The organism is Synechococcus sp. H60.2, assembly GCF_047462315.1.
GTDB lineage: Bacteria > Cyanobacteriota > Cyanobacteriia > Thermostichales > Thermostichaceae > Thermostichus.
Window position 1 is genome coordinate 1 of sequence record NZ_JANSIZ010000009.1, and the last position, 17,736, is coordinate 17,736.

At 57.8% G+C, this 17,736-nt stretch carries 13 protein-coding genes and 1 pseudogene; 6 read left to right on the forward strand and 8 right to left on the reverse strand.

Annotation, left to right across the window (positions count from 1 at the left end; genetic code table 11):
• Positions 1 to 309 (forward strand): annotated as a pseudogene (locus NW845_RS02450) (transposase); the annotation flags it as partial.
• Positions 310 to 326: 17 nt separating this feature from the next.
• Here the strand turns inward: NW845_RS02450 and NW845_RS02455 are convergent.
• Genes NW845_RS02455 through NW845_RS02465 form a run of 3 tightly spaced genes read right to left on the reverse strand, consistent with a single transcriptional unit; the run spans position 327 to position 4,607 of the window.
• Positions 327 to 1,529 carry a hypothetical protein gene (locus NW845_RS02455; RefSeq protein WP_414376664.1) on the reverse strand — a complete coding sequence of 401 codons (1,203 nt, stop codon included), beginning with the start codon at positions 1,527 to 1,529 and terminating at the stop codon, positions 327 to 329.
• A gap of 23 nt (positions 1,530 to 1,552) precedes the next feature.
• A complete protein-coding gene (locus NW845_RS02460; protein WP_414376666.1) occupies positions 1,553 to 2,122 on the reverse strand; it encodes a hypothetical protein in 570 nt (189 codons plus the stop codon).
• Positions 2,112 to 4,607: a dynamin family protein gene (locus NW845_RS02465; RefSeq protein ID WP_414376668.1), complete on the reverse strand. Its 2,496-nt coding sequence runs from the start codon at positions 4,605 to 4,607 to the stop codon at positions 2,112 to 2,114. The genes NW845_RS02460 and NW845_RS02465 overlap by 11 nt, the downstream gene beginning before the upstream one ends.
• Positions 4,608 to 4,911: 304 nt before the next feature.
• On the opposite strand from NW845_RS02465, the gene NW845_RS02470 reads away from it, so the two are divergent.
• Entirely contained in the window at positions 4,912 to 5,502 is a 591-nt protein-coding gene (locus NW845_RS02470; protein WP_414376670.1) for a Ycf51 family protein, read from the forward strand.
• On the opposite strand, the gene NW845_RS02475 is transcribed toward NW845_RS02470, so the two are convergent.
• Both NW845_RS02475 and NW845_RS02480 read right to left on the reverse strand, forming a co-directional pair.
• Complete coding sequence (locus tag NW845_RS02475; protein ID WP_414376672.1) at positions 5,442 to 6,311, reverse strand: alpha/beta fold hydrolase; 870 nt, start codon at positions 6,309 to 6,311, stop codon at positions 5,442 to 5,444. The two genes, NW845_RS02470 and NW845_RS02475, sit on opposite strands and share 61 nt — an antisense overlap.
• Before the next feature lie 3 nt (positions 6,312 to 6,314).
• On the reverse strand, positions 6,315 to 6,980 hold the full coding sequence (locus NW845_RS02480) for a Crp/Fnr family transcriptional regulator (RefSeq protein WP_414366166.1): 666 nt from the start codon (positions 6,978 to 6,980) through the stop codon (positions 6,315 to 6,317).
• 343 nt (positions 6,981 to 7,323) lie between these two features.
• Between NW845_RS02480 and surE the strand changes: the two genes are divergently transcribed.
• Positions 7,324 to 8,103, forward strand: coding sequence for a 5'/3'-nucleotidase SurE (surE, locus tag NW845_RS02485; protein ID WP_414366164.1), 780 nt, complete (start codon positions 7,324 to 7,326; stop codon positions 8,101 to 8,103).
• A 52-nt stretch (positions 8,104 to 8,155) separates the two neighbouring features.
• Here the strand turns inward: surE and NW845_RS02490 are convergent, their stop codons facing one another.
• Positions 8,156 to 8,617, reverse strand: coding sequence for an EVE domain-containing protein (locus NW845_RS02490; protein ID WP_414376674.1), 462 nt, complete (start codon positions 8,615 to 8,617; stop codon positions 8,156 to 8,158).
• 6 nt (positions 8,618 to 8,623) lie between these two features.
• A complete protein-coding gene (hisH, locus tag NW845_RS02495; RefSeq protein WP_414366162.1) occupies positions 8,624 to 9,274 on the reverse strand; it encodes an imidazole glycerol phosphate synthase subunit HisH in 651 nt (216 codons plus the stop codon).
• A 51-nt stretch (positions 9,275 to 9,325) separates the two neighbouring features.
• Between hisH and hemW the strand changes: the two genes are divergently transcribed.
• Positions 9,326 to 10,519, forward strand: coding sequence for a radical SAM family heme chaperone HemW (gene hemW / locus NW845_RS02500; protein ID WP_414372352.1), 1,194 nt, complete (start codon positions 9,326 to 9,328; stop codon positions 10,517 to 10,519).
• A gap of 49 nt (positions 10,520 to 10,568) precedes the next feature.
• On the opposite strand, the gene uvrA is transcribed toward hemW, so the two are convergent.
• Positions 10,569 to 13,469, reverse strand: coding sequence for an excinuclease ABC subunit UvrA (gene uvrA / locus NW845_RS02505; RefSeq protein ID WP_414376676.1), 2,901 nt, complete (start codon positions 13,467 to 13,469; stop codon positions 10,569 to 10,571).
• A gap of 214 nt (positions 13,470 to 13,683) precedes the next feature.
• Between uvrA and NW845_RS02510 the strand changes: the two genes are divergently transcribed.
• Both NW845_RS02510 and NW845_RS02515 read left to right on the forward strand, forming a co-directional pair.
• Complete coding sequence (locus NW845_RS02510) at positions 13,684 to 16,056, forward strand: DUF3488 and DUF4129 domain-containing transglutaminase family protein (protein ID WP_414376678.1); 2,373 nt, start codon at positions 13,684 to 13,686, stop codon at positions 16,054 to 16,056.
• A 209-nt stretch (positions 16,057 to 16,265) separates the two neighbouring features.
• Complete coding sequence (locus NW845_RS02515) at positions 16,266 to 17,603, forward strand: alkaline phosphatase (RefSeq protein WP_414376680.1); 1,338 nt, start codon at positions 16,266 to 16,268, stop codon at positions 17,601 to 17,603.
• Positions 17,604 to 17,736 lie beyond the last annotated feature (133 nt).

Consider the following 17,736-nt stretch of genomic DNA (forward strand, 5'->3'; position numbering starts at 1 on the left):
TGGAGTTTTTGAGAAGCGAGTTATGTCCGAAGCTAGAGGCGAGGAAGGTTGTGATTATGGACAATTTAAATATTCATCGGAGTCAGGAGGTTGAGGAATTGATTAGGGGGACAGGAGCGCGAATTCTATACCTGTGCGCCGGAAGTGAATCCCATTGAGATGATGGGGTCGGTGTTGAAGCATTTTATTCGGCAGTTTTCCAGGATTGGGAAGTATAGCGTGGAGCAGATAGTGCAGACTTGTTTACTCCTGATCAATCCATCCTGCTTCCGGAGTTGGTTTGCTAAGTGTTGCTACTGTACCCCTTGATTCTTTAACAGGCTGTATTACCCAGCAGATAGTAGATAAAGACTTTGGGGTTCAGATGGGATCAATTGGTAGGGATCCGCTTGGTTAAGCTCCCGAGAGAGGTGAGCAAAAGACTGGAGACTTTCAAGGCGCTCCGCGAGCTCGCTGAGGGTGTCTAGATATTCAGCTAAAGCCACTTGGGAAAGGTACCAAGACTTGTCCAGCTCTTGGAAGTAGGTCATCTGAAACTCGACAGAAAGATTCTTTTCCCTAAGGAAGCGCTGCTCCGGTGTAAGCGCTCGATCAAATGGGGAAAGACGAGCAATGCGCTGGATGCGTTCGCTAGAGATGCGGCCAGCAAAGCCGGGAGCTTTGTACGTATAGGCGGTCCGGAGCTGAGGTCGATCCGCTGGCAAGAGAGCTGCACACCACCTTTCGCTTAGTTCCCGGAAACGAGGAACCTCAAAGTCCAGGGCATCGACGGCATCTTGCAGGTACCCATGCTTAAGCAGAAGCTGGGATTCCGCCGCTAGGGAAACTGCCCAACCCTTGAGGGCAATATCGCCAAGCAGTAGGCAGTGGGCCTGGCGCTCAACAGGGATCTGATGGGCTTGGTCGGAGAAAAAAATGCGGGCTTCCGCCAGCGCCTTAAGGGCATCGCGAGGAGAAGCCTCCGGGAATCGGTGCAAACTAACCAGCTCCGCCTGCAGCTTGGCAAGACTTTGGATGAAAAGGGCACGCTGCAAATTGGAGATAGCCAATAGGATTTCGGCTCTACTCTGAACGGCCAAAGCTTGCAAATAGGCCAGTTGGTCGGAAAGTGTATCTAGCTTTTGCTGAATGTCTTGGATCCCTTCCCTAACAATCTTTTCTAGGCGGGCAATAGAGTCTTGCAACTGATTCAGGCGGAAATGCATGTAGGTAAAGCCAATAGCGCTAACCCCCAGGTTTAAAACACTAGCGCCAGCAGCTACCTGAGAAAGCCCCAAAATCTTGGTGGCAGTCTGCTGCAAAACCTCAAGCTTTCGATGAGTGGCTTGGTGACCAAGGGCATTAATCACGGATTCAGGAGATACCGGCGCATTCATCAGCAAGCTGGTCAGGCCAGGAGCTTCGGCCAAATGCTTGACGATGCGACCCGTGGCAGCTTCTCGAACAACGCCACCGTAGCGAACCAGGGATCCATCCAAAAGCCCGCTGACAATCGAAGGAGAAGCAAAAAGGAGAGTTGGAATGAGCATGACTTACGCTCCCAAAGCTCCGGTCACACAAGGTAGAAATCCTTGTTGGCAAAGGAGTTTAAATGCAATGGGGGGGAGATCCAGACAATCTTTGCTTTACTGGCTAGAGCCAGAAACGCATCCCTTCGCTCAAGAGGACTCGCATCTTTGCGAAGTCCAGGAAGCTCCTCGTCAGCTTCGAGAGCCACTAGATAAAAAGCACTTTCATCATTGAGATTTTTAGCCGGAAACTTCTCGACTTCCTCTTTCAGAACCTCAAACTCTTTCTGTGTGCCTCTCCAGATATACTTTGAGTTTTTATACAGAAGCTCACACGCATTCTTCTCTGTTATTTTTTGTCCGGGAGAAAGGTGAGAAAAGTATTCGCGAAACTGGCTAGCCCTCGAGGCTAGCACGACCCAACTTTCGCGTTCGGAAGGCTTGGGTTCGGGCAAATTTTCTGCAAGCCTAAGTTCTGCAAGCCCAAGTCCAGCAGCTGCTCCAACAGCAGCCCCTATTGGTCCTCCAATAGCACCACCAACGATAGCTCCAAGTCCTACAGCAGCTAATTTAGCAAGAAGCTCTCCCTGCTCTTTGTCGTTCTCACTCATCATTCCCACTCCCTAAGCAAGACAAAGATTGAACAAAACTTTCAATTGCATTCTTCCTATTCTCCAGATCTTCGGCTATAGCTACTGCTTGGTTAAAGTTCTCTTCAATCCGCCTTCTTTGCTCATCTAGCTCGCTCATAGAAAGGTCAAGTGCTTTTCTAACCAATTTTTGAGTAGCCTCTCTTAGTTCTTCCATGTAACCTATGATCCATTCTTTTAGAACTTGCCACAATTTTTGCTTACCAGCATCTGCTCCTCTTGACCACTCCTCAGCCATCCTATCAAAGCTAGGCACAGTTAGCTGTTGATAGAACTCCGTCCCAACTTTAGCTATCTTGTACTCCTTGCCTCCAAAGCAAGATCTAGGCTCCTCGACTATTGTAGTTTTGTCCTTCTTTGTAGTCTCTATCTTTGCTCTTTTATTAAAGAGAAAGACATCTTGCGTAAGGCGCAAGGGCTCGCTTCTCAGCCTAACGCCAGTTTGAATCAATTCCTGGATCCCTAGCTTATCTTCCTCAGAGACTGTGAGGATTTCTTCAACGGCTCCAATAAGGTTTGCAATAAGCTGAGAGATCAATGAGTTCGCAAATTTCTCAAAAGTTTGAGCCTTCGCCTGTAACAGAAACTCGGCCCTATGTTCGAGAGCGTCCCTAACCGATTGGTAGAGAGCTAAAACAGCGCGCTCAGCTCTTTCTATCTTCTCATGAGGCTTTTCGGTTTTCTCCTCAACAGGTACTCTCAGAATCAGGCTGTCTCCCTGACACTCACAATCCCTCAACGTTCTGAGTGTCATGTCGCAAGATCTAGCAACGAGGTTGGCAATGTGAGCAGGGATCACTTCTTTCAGAGAATCTTCTAGCGGATAAACACCAATTTCTTGCTTGAGTGTATCTCGAACTGGAGCAATGATTTTATTAATCAAATCTTTAACTTGCTCATCCACAAAGTCAATAAAATCGGGAAACCCCTGCCAGCCCTTCTTTCTGGCTTCCTCCTCAATCTTTGACAGGGACTCAGGAGTGCCACTAGCACTGGCAACTTGGTTGAGTAAGTCTGTAATGTCATCGATAAACGATTGGGCAACTTGATTGATTGCTTCCTTGCATTGCTCTTGTTTCTCTTGAATATATTTTCTTTGCCTATCTACTTCCTCTAGCGTCTGAATTTGTCTTGTATTGATTATGACATCTAGGGCACTGCTAATCTCTCTAGCTGAGTTGATCACTTGTAGCACTGCCGGGAGAATAACAACTCTTGCAGTGTCTGCTTGAATCCTTTCTCGCAATGCCCTCCATAGCAAGTTGCCGCCGCTCCACTCTCGGATGTAGCCAAGCAAGAGCCTAGTGTCATTGTCAGATATTGCCTGCCCTTCCTCGACTTTGTTTTCAAGGTCTGCTATCCAAGACTTCAGCTCCCTATCACCTCTTGTAGAAGCCTTGATGAGATTAGCACAGTCTTCAAAAAGAGCGCTGAGCATCCATTGTCTAGTACTGGGATCCACATCCGATCCTTCGGAAGAGTTGGCTCCCCAGGCACATTGGGCATAGAAGAACGCCTTAGCAGAGAGCGGAATGATAAAAGGCAGCTCTGGAAGATCCAGAATCTCCTTAATTTCCTCTCTCAGCTCCTCGACCTTTTGCTCTAGAGGGTTGTCGGTTTGATTTCGCATGTCAACCCTATTGAGCAAGAAAATCATCAAGCTAGTTTGACCTCGGAGAAACTCCACAACATCTTTTAGCTCTCTCAAGAGGGCTTCTCGTCTTTGCCAATCTGTCTGAGAGTAATCCAGTGCAACAAGGCTAAAACACTTGCTGACATGCTCTTGGATGATCCTGAGGCTTGTTCTATCTTGGATTGAGTTCAGGCCAGGCAAGTCATAAATCTCAACCTGTAAGCCCTCAGGCAGGTTTAACAGAGAAGAAGCCCTGACAGGAAGGAGCGGACACTCAACGTCTATCTGAGGGATGCCCACGTCGGCTTCATCCTCCTTCTTCCTCTTCTTTCGCCGCTCTTGGTGGTAGGCCTCCATTGTCAGCTTGAGCCTGCTGTAGATCTCTTCGTCCCTCAGGTCTTCCCACGTGCTGCATTCCCAGGTGGCTCCTTCTGTATTGTGGATAACTAACTTGCTCCGCTCGCCGTGCCTAATCCGCAGGATCCCGGCGCTCATCTCCTGCGCCTCGATAGGCGCGATTTTCCGACCAATGAGAGCGTTGACAATGGTGGACTTACCTGAAGAGGTGGTGCCAATGGTGGCAATCCGGAAGGAGGGCTTCCGTAGGCGGGCAACGGCCTCTTCGTAGACAACCCGAAAGTCCTCCAGCTTCTCCAGCAGCACGGAGTTGCTGACTACGTCGTGGTATTCGTTAACGATCCCAGCGGTGAGGTTGCCGAGGTCAAATAGTGAGTCTCTCGCGGTCTGCAAAGCTACCGAGGGATCCATAGAATCAAGCCGGTGATGCGCTCCATCAGATAGGGTTGAAGATGACATGCCAACAGTTCTCAAGCCGCTTCGCTGGCATTATATCCATCTTGCTGATACCGTCGTTCGTTTCCTTCGCATTGTTTTCAGCGTTCTTCTTGCCAGCAATGCTCATTCAGTAGCATAAAAAACAGTTCTAAAAGGCACAGAGCTGCCGGCACTTCTGGGATCAGCGAGAGCTGGTTTGGCAGATGGAGTCGCAAGCCTATCTCCTCCCGGCTAGAGCCAGCAAGCAGTTGAGAGGATTGCCAGATTGCTTAAGATGAGACTGCTGAGTCCGAACTCCTTCTCCCTGTAAATGATGGATGGATCCTTGCAATCTTTCTTCGCCTCTGCCACCCAGGTGGGGCTGGGGGTGGCGGGTCTGCTGGCTCTGCTTACCCTGCTGGCCTGGATCCGCAACTGGCCTTGGAAGTTTTCGCTGGTGGGCTACACGGCCTTCACCCTGGTTTTGACGGCGGGCTGTTTTGCCCTCAGTTTAGGGCCGATCTTTCGCTCCCGCATCCCCGGCGCTGCCCCCTACACCACGGTCTATGACCAAGGGGCAGAGCGGGCGGTCATCGCCGTCAGCCCGGACATTACCCCAGAGCATCTGATCCTCACGCTGAAGCAGGCGGCCAGCGATTTGGCGTCCTCCGGTCGCTTCTCCACCGGCTCGCCGGTATTTACCCTGCAGGCCCGCACCGTCATCCACCCTGAGCCGGGAGTCTCCGAGCCCCTACTTTTGGGCACGCTGCAACAGCCGCTGGGGAAACGCCTGCGCACCCCGGAAGAACAGCAGCAGCAGCAGCAGATCCGGCTGGAGGAAGAGGCCTTTGCCCGGCTGCGCAAGCTGGTCCAAGTTCAAGCTGCGGCTTCCCCCGCTGAGGGTGGGTTAGAAGAGCTCCCTTTGTCCCAGTCCTGAGCGCTAAGCCAGCGACGCAGATCCCGTCCTACCTGTTCAGGGATCTCCCACGGGAAGAGGTGGGCCACATCGGGATAGACAATGCAGGTGCACTGGGGTAGAAGGCGGGCGGTGGCCAAGCTGCTAGCGGCGGTGATGTGGCGATCCCGCTCACCGGCCAGGAGCAACACAGGTAGGCGCAGCTGCTGCAGTTCCCCCTCGCGGTTGTAGCCCTGCTGCAGGGCGGTGCGCAAAGCGCGGCGGGCTTGGGGAGAGGTGTGCAGATAAGCAGGCAAAGCCACCTGGGCCAAGTAGCGATAGGCGGTTGAGGTGTGTTGCTGGATGAGGTAGCGGTAGAGAGAGCGGCGGCCAAAGGTGTCGATGTTCCAACTCCAGCCGGGCCAAAGCCAGTTGAGCAGCGAAGCAATGCCGGTGTTAAGCTGATCCCAAACGGTGATGGGGGGATGGTTGCTACGAGGACAGGCGGCGCTGGCTACCAAAACCAAGCCCTTGACCTGCTGCGGCAGGCGCAAGGCCAACTCCAGGGCCAGGATCCCACCCAACGACCAGCCCAACACCAGACACTCCTGCCAGCCCAGGCAATCCAGCAGCTCCTGCAAGTCCTCTAGGTGAGTTGCCATCTCAAAGGGATCCCCTACCTGCGAACGCCCATAGCCACGCAGATCCGGCGCCACACAGGGGTGCATCCCCGCCACCGCCTCAGCAAAAACTTCCATGCAGTCAGCATTGCCCGGATGGCCGTGGAGCAGTAGGATGGGCAGGGAAGGGATCCCTTTGCCCCAGGCACGGTAGTAGAGCTGCAGGCCCATAGCTTAGGCGCTAGCCGCCTTTTTTGGCACGGACTGCAGCTTCACCCCGTTGGGAAGGCAAATTAAGTTTTGATCCAGCACCTGCACAAACCCTTTCGAGCGCAGGGATCCCAGCAAGCGAGTAACCGTTACACGGGTCGCCCCAATGGCGTCCCCAATCTGGGCGTGGGTGAGTGTCCAAGGGAGGTACATCCCCTGTTCACAGGGCTGCCCGTACTCTTCAATCAACAGCGTTAGGAAGCCCTTCAGGCGGTCAATGGCACGCCGTTGGCCCAGGTTGCCTAACCAAAGCAACTTGCGTTGCAGTTGCTGACGGAAGCTTTCTTGAACTTTCTGGTGCAGATAGGGCCACTGCTCCAGATCCTGCCAGTAAAACCACATTACCGTGGTGCGATCGACATGGGTGCAAGCTTTTAGCTCAAAGCGCTCCGGGTTGCTCAGCTCAAAGGGCACGCCGGGTGTGATAAACCCGACAAAAACCTCCCGCCGCTCCGGCGTTTGGCTAACTAGGCGCACCACGCCTTCTTGGGGGATGTAGACCAGGCCCGGACGGGTGGGGATGCGCACGTCCTTGGGAAAAGTGCGACAGCGGTAGTGCTCTTCGGCCCACTGGCAGAGTTCCCGCCATTCCTGAGCCTCCGCTGCCGATGTGATGGAAACTAGGGACATGGGATAGGCTTCCTGTCAATTGAGTAACTAGATGAACTTTGCCGCCTCTTCCGCTCCATCGAGCCATCAAAAGAGTTTGAAAGAAAAGGCCAGACCCTAGCGGAAGGATAAACCAGGAGGAAGGGAACTTCGGCAGTGGCTTTACCTTAGCTTCATAATGACACTTAAGATTCATAGAACAACACCGTGGTTATACGGATGTTGTTCACAGGGCTACGCTCAATAATAACATGCGGAAGCCGCACTCTTCGTTTTTTCCTGGCTCCTGGCCGGCTGTAGGCTTGGCAGCAGATAGCATGATGAGGGCAGCCGGGTTGCTTGGAGGCGGTGAGGAGGGGCACCGATGAACATTCTCGTGAGCAACGATGACGGCATCCAAGCGGCGGGAGTGCGGTGTTTAGCGGCAGCGCTGGCTCAGATAGGCGGGCACCAGGTGACGGTAGTCTGCCCGGATCGGGAGCGCTCGGCCACTGGCCACGCCTTGACGCTGCACAAACCGCTGCGGGTGGATCCGGTGCGGGAGGGGTTTCCGCCAGAGGTGCAAGCCTGGGCCTGTTCCGGCACGCCTTCGGACTGTGTCAAGCTGGGTTTGGATGGGCTACTAGACCGCCCCCCCGATTGGGTGATTTCCGGCATCAATCAGGGAGCCAATTTGGGCACCGATGTGCTCTACTCCGGCACCGTCTCAGCGGCCATGGAAGGGCTATTGGAAGGGATCCCCAGCCTAGCGGTGAGCCTGGCCAGCTTTACCCACCAGGATTTTCAGCCGGCGGCCCAGGTGGTGCTGATGCTGCTGGAGAAGCTGAGCCTGAAGCCTTTAGAGAAGCCGATGCTGTTGAACGTCAACGTGCCCCCGCTAGAGCTGGCTGAAATACGCGGCATGGTCTTGGCCCGCCTGGCCTGGCGCAAGTACACGGATCTCTACGAGAAACGAGTAGATCCCCGTGGCAAGGCCTACTACTGGCTGGCAGGAGAGGTGGTGGAAGAGGAGGTGGATCCCTGCTCCGATGTGCGGGCGGTTGCCGAGGGCTATGTGTCGATTACGCCCTTGCAGCCGGATTTAACGGCCTACGCCGCTTTCGAGAGCTTGCAGCGCTGGGGCCTCTCAGCCTTTGGCTTTTGAAGGTTTTGGCAAGGATAGGGAGTCCCGGCTGGCTTGCTCCAACCTGGTAGAGCTAGGGAGAAGAGGTCGCCAAGGCCAGCAGCCGCTCTGCAACAGCTTGGGAAACGGGCATCACCGATAGGCGTGTACCTCGCCGCACCACCTCCAACTCTGCAGGGGTAAAAGTGGCCCGCAACTCGGCCAAAGGGATCAAGCGCTCAAAGGCGGCGACGAATTCCACCCGCACCGTGTGCCAGCGGGGCGCTGCAGGAGTTGACTTGGGATCGTAGTAGGGGCTGGTGGGATCAAATTGGCTGGGATCCACCACCTGGGTTTCTCGGATCTCCATCAGGCCGGCAATACCGGGGGGGTTGGCGTTGGAGTGGTAGAAAAAGGCGCGATCCCCCACCTGCATGGCTTTTAGGTAGTTGCGGGCTTGGTAGTTGCGCACGCCGTCCCAAAGGGTTTGGCCCTCCCGCTGCAGATCCCAGATGCTGTAGACGCTGGGCTCCGATTTCATCAACCAGTAGTTCATAGAACGCTAAGCTCGGGCAGCAGGCAAGCGACGGGCAACAAACTCGACAAAGTTTTGCAATATCTTCAAGCCTACAGGGCCAGACTTTTCGGGGTGAAATTGGGTGGCAAACAAGGCGCCGCGGGCAAGGGCGGCCACACAGGTTTGGCTGCCGTGTTGGGTAGTGGCGGCCACCCAGCTGGGATCCTCGGGCACGGCGTGATAGGAGTGGACAAAGTAAACCCAGCTTTGGTCAGGGATCCCTGCCCAAAGAGGAGACAGGGGCTGGGTGAGGTGCAACTGGTTCCAGCCCATGTGGGGGATGCGCAGGCCTGGCTCCGGTTGAAAGCGTCGCACTTGTCCGGGTACAAGGCCCAGCCCTGGCTCCACCCCCTCTTCGCTCCCCTCAAACAAAACCTGCAGTCCAAGGCAGATGCCCAGAAAGGGCTGCTGCCGCTCGATTGCTTCTTGGATAGCCTCCACAAAGCCCCGCGCCCGCAACTGCTGCATGGCTGGGTCAAAGGCCCCATCTCCCGGCAGAACGAGGCCATCAAAAGCCGCCAGCCCAGCCGGCTCTGTGACCAGCTGCACTTCGGCTCCAGCCCGCTCTAGCCCTTTGCAAGCCGAATGCAGGTTGCCGGCCTCGTAGTCAATCACCGCCAGGCGCACAGCGTTCATGGGATCCCTTAGAAGCCTACCAGTATAGTGGTTTTAGCAAGGTAGGGAGCTATGGTGGTTGCAGCCTCCGCAGAAGACTTTGCCCTCTCCACTCAGCTTGGCTGGCCAGAGGCCGCCTATCTGCACATCCCCTTCTGCCGGCAGCGCTGCCATTACTGCGATTTTGCCACCGGCCTAGGCACGCGCGAGCTAATAGAAACCTATGTGCAGGTGCTCTGCCAAGAGATCGGGGGGGCCTACCGCTACCGCCATTTGGCTGGGGATCCCCAACCCTTGACCAGCATTTTCTTTGGCGGCGGCACCCCTTCCCTGCTGACGGTGGAGCAATTGGGCCGGATCTTGGCTCAACTCAGGGAGAGGATCCCCTTACATCCTGACTGCGAGATTTCGCTCGAGGCCAACCCCGGCACCCTGACGCGGGAGCAGTTGGCGGGCTACCGGGATCTGGGGGTTAGCCGCATTAGCCTGGGGGTACAGGCCTTTCAAGCGGAGCTGCTGGCCGCCTGCGGTCGCCTGCATGGAGTGGAAGAAGTTTACGAAGCTGTGGCCGACTTGCAGGCAGTGGGCTTTGCGAATTTCAACCTGGACTTGATCTTTGGACTGCCCTACCAGACGTTGGCGCACTGGCAGCAATCGCTGCAGGCTGTTCTTGAGATCAACCCCACCCATGTCTCCATCTATGATTTAACGATTGAGCCGGGAACCCGCTTTGGCCGGATGTACCGACCGGGGGATGCCCCTTTGCCCCCTGAGGAAATCACAGTTGCAATGTACTTGATGGCGCGGGAGCTGCTCACCCAAGCCGGCTACATCCACTACGAGATCTCCAATTTTGCCCGCCCTGGGTATGCCTGTCGCCACAACCGGGTGTACTGGGAAAATCGCCCTTACTTTGGCTTTGGCATGGGATCGGTCGGCTACGAAGGGGGGCGGCGCATTCAACAGCCGAAAACTCTCCATAAGTATTTTGAACAGGTCAAAGCCCAAGTTCACCCTCTCCCGCCACCGGCCTCTGCAGAAGAAATCTGGATGGACACGGTGATGTTGGGGCTGCGTTTGCAGGAAGGGCTGGATTTGGCAACTTTACGGCAGCGCTTTGGCCCTGCGAGGGTGGAGCAGGCTTTGCGGCGTCTAGATCCCTATTTTGAAAAAGGTTGGGCCAGTTGCGAAGGAGGGCGACTGCGACTGATCCCGCCCGAGGGCTGGCTGTTTTCCAACGAAGTCATTGCAGAGCTTTTTCCTTAGTTTGGCGGGCAAATAGTGCAAACAACTAGGCATGCATCCGCTCCCTTTCTTACTGACCGGGGGGATGTTGTTGCAAAGCCTGCTTTAGGTAGCGCCCCGTGTGGGATCCGGGCTGCTCGGCCACTTCCTCAGGGGTGCCGACGGCAACAATCTGGCCGCCCTGGTCGCCCCCTTCCGGCCCCAGGTCAATAATCCAGTCGGCACAGCGGAGGATGTCCAGGTTGTGCTCGATCACCAGCACGGTGTTGCCCGCATCCACCAACCGCTGCAGAACATTCAAGAGCTTGTGAACGTCGTAGAAGGACAGGCCGGTGGAGGGTTCATCGAGCAGGTAGAGGGTTTTGCCGGTGGAGCGGCGGGCCAGTTCTGCCGCCAGCTTCACCCGCTGCGCTTCCCCCCCGGAAAGCGTCGGAGCGGGCTGCCCCAGCTTGATGTAATCAAGGCCCACATCGGCCAAGGTCTGTAGAATCTTGGCGGCAGGGGGTAGGGCGGCAAAAAACTCCAGCGCCTCCCCCACCGTCATGTCTAGAACTTCGGCGATGTTTTTGCCCTTGTACCTGACCTGGAGGGTCTCGCGGCTGTAGCGGCTGCCCCCACACACTTCGCAGGTAACATACACATCCGGCAGGAAGTTCATTTCAATCACGTTCACCCCCTGCCCTTTGCAGGCTTCACAGCGCCCCCCCTTGACGTTGAAGGAAAAGTGGCCAGAGTGATAGCCCCTGGCCTTGGCCTCTAGAGTCTGGGCAAAGGCCTGGCGGATGGGATCAAAGAGGCCCGTGTAGGTGGCGGGGTTGGAGCGGGGGGTGCGGCCAATGGGGGATTGGTCGATGACAATGACCTTGTCGATGTGTTCAATGCCGTGTAGCTCCCCCATTTCCGTTGGCTTAGGCACCTTCTGGCCGAGGTAGTGTTGCAGGGCAGGGTAGAGCAACTCGTTGACCAGGGTGGACTTGCCGGAGCCGGAGACGCCGGTGACGCAGACCAGCTTGCCCAGGGGGATCTCCACATCGATGTGCTTGAGGTTGTTTTTGTGGGCATCGGTGAGCTTGAGGGAGACGGCTTTGCCAGGTCGCCGCTGAGCTGGGGTTGGGATCCGCCGCCGCCCCGATAGATAGGCGCCGGTGAGGGAGCGCTCGCAGGCTAGGATGTCGGCTAGAGATCCTTGGGCCACCACTTCTCCGCCGTGGATGCCAGCGCCAGGGCCAATGTCCACGATGTGGTCGGCGGCGCGAATGGTCTCTTCATCGTGTTCCACCACAATTAAGGTGTTGCCCAGATCCCGTAGGCGGAATAGGGTTTGCAAGAGGCGTTGGTTATCCCGCTGGTGCAGGCCAATGGAGGGTTCGTCCAGCACGTAGAGCACCCCCGTCAGGCCGGAGCCAATCTGGCTGGCCAGTCGGATCCGCTGCGCCTCGCCCCCCGAAAGGGTCATGGCCGGTCGGGCCAGGGTGAGGTAGTCAAGGCCCACGTCAATTAAAAACTGCAGGCGGGTTTTGATCTCCCGCAGCACTAGCTCGGCAATCTGCGCTTGGCGGGGGGTAAGCTGGAGCTGCTCCAGGCGCTGCAGGCAGTCGCGGATGGAGATCTCGGTGAGATCTGTGATGCGGTAGCCACCGACGCGCACGGCCAGGGCCTCTGGCCGCAGCCGGGATCCGCCACAGGCAGCACAGGGGCGGTAGGTGAGGTAGGTCTCCAGCTTTTGCCGGTAGGTTTCGGCGGTGGTCTCTTGGTAGTGCCGCTGCAACTGCGGGATTACCCCTTCAAAGCGGCGGTAGTAGCCCCGGCTCCCCTGGGGGGATTCCGCCTCAACGTAGATCTCCTGGTCGCTGCCGTAGAGGAGGAGCTGCTGCTGCTCGGGGGTAAGGTCGCACCAGCGGCTGCTGAGCTCAAAGCCAAAGGCCTTAGCAGCCCCCGCCAGTAGGGCCAGATAGTAGGGGTTCTCCCGCTCCGCCCAGGGGGCAATGGCCGCATAGAGGGGGAGCTTGGGATCCGGCACGATCCGGTCGGGGTCGAAGATGGGTTCAAAGCCCAGGCCGTGACAGACGGGACAGGCGCCGATGGGGGAGTTAAAGGAAAATAGCCGCGGCGACAGCTCGCCCAGCACGGAGCCGTGTTCGGGGCAGGCAAATTGTTCCGAAAAGATCAGCTCCGTTGGCTTGCCGTTGAGGTACTGCCCCGCCACCTCGGCTACTTTTTGCAGCAGGTGTTCCCGTTCGTCTTCACGGGGCAAGAGCTCCACCACCGCCAGTCCCCCCGACTGGCGCAGACAGGTGGTCAGGGAATCGGCCAGCCGCTCTGCCATGTTGGGGCCCTTAACCAGCCGATCCACCACCACCTCAATGGTGTGGGCCTTGGTTTTGGCCAACTCAATTTCCTCGCTGAGATCCCGCACCTGGCCGTCGATGCGCACCCGCACAAACCCCTGCTGGCTCAGGCTTTGCAAGAGCGCTGCGTGGGTGCCCTTTTTTCCCCTCACCACGGGCGCAAGCAACTGAAAGCGCGTCCGCTCCGGCAGGGCCAGGATCTGGTCCACCATTTGATCCACCGTCTGGGGGGCAATCACCCGGTCACAATGGGGGCAGTGGGGGATCCCGGCCCGCCCGTAGAGAAGCCGCAGGTAGTCGTAGATTTCGGTAACGGTGCCAACCGTGGAGCGGGGGTTGTGGCTGGTGGACTTTTGGTCGATGGCAATGGCCGGGCTCAAGCCCTCGATGCGATCCACATCCGGCTTATCCAGTTGCCCCAGAAATTGCCGCGCATAGGCGCTAAGGGACTCCACGTAGCGCCGCTGCCCCTCGGCAAAGATGGTGTCGAAGGCCAGAGAAGATTTTCCAGACCCGGAGACGCCGGTAAACACCACCAGGCGATTGCGCGGGATCCGCAGCTCGAGGTTTTTGAGGTTGTGCTGCCGCGCCCCCACCACATGGATTTCGTTTTGGCCGGACATCTCATCCCCTCTGTGTGCAGCGTGGGTGGAGACTCTGCCCAAAATTGGCGAGTCGAAAAACAACAAAAGTTAATGAACATTAACGATTCTAGTGCTGCAGCAGAAGTCTGTCTTCTCCCCATCGCAAGGGGTGCCGGCAATAGGGGGCAGGAGAAGAGGAAAGACTTGGCTATCTTGGAAGGGCCACTTGAGGGATCCCGAAGCAACCTAGCCCATGACCTGGCCACTGCTTGCCGTCCAAAAGCTCTTCATCTACCTGCTGGTGGGGATCGCCTTTGCCGCCCTTTGTCTGGGAGATCAGGCCCTGTCGCCGGCGGTTATCGCCCTCTGCTTGGCGGCGGGGGCTGCCAGTTGGCTTTGGGAGCCGCCCCGCATTAGCTTTGCCCGCTATGCGCCCCTGTGGATGCCCCTGACGGTGAGCGTGCTGGTCAGCCTGGCGGCCCTGGTGCTTGCGGGCGTGCTGCCGCTTTCGGATGGGGCCATAGGCCTGGTGCTCTACCTTACGGGGGCCAAGTTGTTTCAGCGGGAGCGGGCAGCCGACCACATTCAGTTGACGGTGTTGTCTTTGCTTTTGATGGCCATCGCCACCCTCTTTAACGAGGACATCAGCTTTGGGTTTTTATTCCTGCTGTATGTGGGGGTGGGGCTGGTTAACCTCACCCTCTATCACCTGCGCCTGCAGGCGGAGCAGCACCCCCAGGCGGCCAGCCAAGTCCGCGGGATCGACCTCAACTTTCTGGGGTTGCTTGGATCCCTGGCTTTGCTGGCAACCCTTCTCGCGGTGGTTTTGTTTTTCCTCTTTCCGCGCCTTAGCTTGGGGCTCCTAGGCCGGCAGGCCCGCTCGCCGGTGATGACCACTGGCTTTGCCGAGGAAGTCAGCCTGGGGGAGTTCGGCACCCTCAAGACCGACAGCACTGTTGTTATGCGGGTGGAGTTCCCGGCGGGGGTGCCCCCTCAGGTGGAGTCCCTCTACTGGCGGGGGATCAGCTTTGATCGCTACGACGGGCGGGCTTGGTCGCGGACGCTGGACCGCGCGATCCCGATTTTCCCCAATGCAGCAGGGGTCTTTGCCCTCTCGGCTTCCCCCTTGATCCCCACCGCTAGCGAGCTCCAGTTCTTTCCCCTGGAGCAGCTTATCTACCTAGAGCCGCTGGCCACCAACACCGTCTTTGGGGTGGCGCCGCTGCTGGAGGTGGAGTGGTTGGATCGGGGGGGGGCGATGACCCCTCAGCAGGCATGGCAACGGCAAACTCGCCGCCTCCTCCTGCACGAGAGCGGGGATGTCAGCCATTCCCTGCCCCCCCGGCTGCCCTATCTCTACCGCGCCGTGAGCTGGATCCCCCGCGATCTGGAGCCCCGCCTGCGCCAGCTCGGCCAGGCGGAGTTGCTGAGGGCTCTTGACCCAGCCCAGCAGGCAGCCTACCTGCAGTTGCCGGCAGATCTAGATCCGCGCATTCCCGCCTTGGCAGAGGAGATCACGGCTGGGATCCCCGATGTCTTTGGCAAGGTAGCGGCTCTGCAGAACTATCTGCTGGAGAACTACGCCTACACCACGGATCTGCCGGATCCCGGGGCTGAGCCGCCTTTGGAGGCCTTTTTGTTTACCCACCGCCGCGGCCACTGCGAATACTTTGCCACCGCCCTGACGGTGCTGGCCCGCAGCCTTGGCATCCCGGCCCGCGTGGTCAATGGCTTTTTGGGCGGGCGCTGGGTGGCGCAGGAAAAGTACCTGGCGGTGCGCAACGCCGATGCCCATTCTTGGACGGAGATCCCCTTTGGCCCCTATGGATGGATCCGCTTCGACGCCACGCCGCCAGAGGCCAATGTCAGCCAGCGGCAAAGCTGGTGGGATCCCCTGCAGGATTTTTACGACAGCCTGCGCTTCCGTTGGTTTAAGTACGTCATCCAGTACGACCTATCCACCCAGCGGCAGATCTGGCGGCAGATTCAGGAGCTGGCCAGCCGCGTGACCGCTCCCCAAAAGCAGGAGGATGTCGTTGCCGCCCTCCGCCGCAGCTTGGTGGGCTGGGGGCAAAGCCTGCAGCAAAACAGCCTGCCGCTGGTGGGGGTGATGGTCATCACTGGCTTCACGGCCTACTGGGGCCGCCGCCGCCGCTACCAGGCTTTGCACTGGCGCGATGGGGGATGGATCCTCTTGGCCACACTTGGCAATGGGGTGGTGATGGGATCCCTGTGGCAGCCGCCCCCAGAATGGCCCACCTGGATGATCGGGATCCTGCTGCCAAGTCTGGCCTTTGCCGGCATGCGCTGGATCCCGACGGCCCTGCCCAAATCGCAGCGGCGCCGCCAGGCAATCTCCAGACTTTACCTCCAACTGCGGGAGCTGGCGACGGCAGTGGGGATCCCAGCCCACCTGGGGCCAGAAGCCTGCCTAGAACACTTGCGCCAGTCCAACTTGCCCCAAGCCGAGCTCGCCATCCAGTTCTTGCAGCGCTACCTGGAGGTGCGCTTTGGCGGGATCCCGCTGGCAGCCGGGGAACTGCAGCGTTGGCAACGACAACTCCGACAGCTTAGGCAGGCCTGGCAGGCCAAAAGTTCGACGCTTACTTCTAAAAGAGCCGCTTGACCTGAAGCCGGCTGGGCCCTGGAGCTCTACGAGCAGCCTTGACGTTATGAGGTGGTTAAGAGATAGTTAACTCTAGGTATAGACATAAGCGGTAGGCCATTGTTGCAAGTGGGCTCTGCCGCTGGTTTTGCCTGTGACCTTGCTAAGGAATCCAAGGCTGTGTTACTTTCCTTGACGTTCAGCCTTGAACAAGCAAGGGCAGGTTTACTATGCGTAACCATTCTCTGAGGGCAGCTCTGGCCGCAACGCTGTGCCTACTGTCCTCTTCCCTTTTTTCTAGCCTGGCCCAGGCGGCGCCGAAGCCGACCGGCAACGGGGCGATCTTTTTCCACCCCGATGGCACTTCGGCCTCCCACTGGGACATCACGCGCATTCTCCACTACGGCCCGGATGGCTTCTTGAACTGGGATCGTCTGCCTGTCATCACCACCTATCGTGGCCATCACCTTGACCTATTGGGTGGAACCTCCAACGCCGGGGCGGTGACGCATGCCACAGGCACTCGTGTGCATGGCGCATCTTTTGGCTTGGATCCGGACGGCAAGGAGTATCCCTCGGCCAACGGCACCCTGAACACGATCATGGAAGATGCTGTGGCGGCGGGTTTGGGTACGGCCCTGGTGCAGTCGGGATCCATCATCGAGCCGGGGACGGCTGCTTTTGTTGCTGAAGCTCCCAAGCGCAGCGACTACGAAGAGATCGCCCTGGAAGTGGTGGAGTCGGGGGTAGACATCATCCTGGGGGCCGGTGAGGAATGGCTGTTGCCGGAAGGTGTCCAGGGGCGCTTTGGCCAAGGGAAGCGCAAGGATGGCCGCAACCTCATCGAGGAAGCCAAGAAAAAAGGGTATGCCGTCGTCTACACCCGCGATGAGCTGCTGAAGCTGCCGGCGGATGCCGCCAAGGTTTTGGGGGTGTTCAACGTAGAGGACACCTTCTACGACAAACCTGAAGAAGAGCTGCGCAAAGAAAACTTGCCCAACTACATCGCCAGCGCGCCCACCATTGCCGAGATGACGCAGTTTGCCCTGGAGCGGATCTCCCGCAATCCCAAGGGCTTCTTCGCCGTCATTGAGGAAGAGGGCACCGACAACATGTGCAACAACCTCAATGCTTCCGGCTGCCTGGAGGCCATGAAGCGGGCTGACGATGCCATTGGGGTAATTCTCGACTTCATCGAGAAGAATCCCAAAACCTTCATGATCACCACCAGCGACAGCAACGCCGGCGGGATGCAGTTGGTGGATGTGGAGTCTGCCGATGAGCCGCTGCCCCCCACTGACCCCGAAGAAAGCGGCGCCCCCATCGATGGCGTCGAGGGCACGGGTACGAAGCCATTTGTTTCAGCACCCGACAAGAACGGCAACCGCCGCCCCTTTGCGGTGGCGTGGGCCACTGGAGACGACGCCGGCAGTGGAGTTATCGCCCGCGCGGCGGGCCTGAACGCCCAAGAGCTGGTGCCCACCACCGGGATCCTGAACACCGACATCTACCGCATTCTCTACACAGTTCTCTTCGGGGAGCGCATCCCCAGCGAGCTGAAGCCGTAGTCTCAGGCAACCCGGCATTGGCTCCGAACTTCTGAAGACCGAGGGGATCCAGGCGATCCCCTTTTCATTTCCATAAGTCATTAACGCAACGCTGTCGCGAACGCGCTGCTCTAACTCCCCTCTCCCTCAGGGA

Bases quoted from the DNA above. Each gene is read 5' to 3' on its own strand.
- NW845_RS02465 (WP_414376668.1), bottom strand. From the start codon at position 4,607: ATGTCATCTTCAACCCTATCTGATGGAGCGCATCACCGGCTTGATTCT.
- NW845_RS02460 (WP_414376666.1), bottom strand. From the start codon at position 2,122: ATGATGAGTGAGAACGACAAAGAGCAGGGAGAGCTTCTTGCTAAATTA.
- NW845_RS02515 (WP_414376680.1), top strand. From the start codon at position 16,266: ATGCGTAACCATTCTCTGAGGGCAGCTCTGGCCGCAACGCTGTGCCTA.
- NW845_RS02490 (WP_414376674.1), bottom strand. From the start codon at position 8,617: ATGAACTACTGGTTGATGAAATCGGAGCCCAGCGTCTACAGCATCTGG.
- uvrA (WP_414376676.1), bottom strand. From the start codon at position 13,469: ATGTCCGGCCAAAACGAAATCCATGTGGTGGGGGCGCGGCAGCACAAC.
- NW845_RS02480 (WP_414366166.1), bottom strand. From the start codon at position 6,980: ATGTCCCTAGTTTCCATCACATCGGCAGCGGAGGCTCAGGAATGGCGG.
- surE (WP_414366164.1), top strand. From the start codon at position 7,324: ATGAACATTCTCGTGAGCAACGATGACGGCATCCAAGCGGCGGGAGTG.
- NW845_RS02455 (WP_414376664.1), bottom strand. From the start codon at position 1,529: ATGCTCATTCCAACTCTCCTTTTTGCTTCTCCTTCGATTGTCAGCGGG.
- hisH (WP_414366162.1), bottom strand. From the start codon at position 9,274: ATGAACGCTGTGCGCCTGGCGGTGATTGACTACGAGGCCGGCAACCTG.
- NW845_RS02510 (WP_414376678.1), top strand. From the start codon at position 13,684: ATGACCTGGCCACTGCTTGCCGTCCAAAAGCTCTTCATCTACCTGCTG.
- NW845_RS02475 (WP_414376672.1), bottom strand. From the start codon at position 6,311: ATGGGCCTGCAGCTCTACTACCGTGCCTGGGGCAAAGGGATCCCTTCC.
- hemW (WP_414372352.1), top strand. From the start codon at position 9,326: ATGGTGGTTGCAGCCTCCGCAGAAGACTTTGCCCTCTCCACTCAGCTT.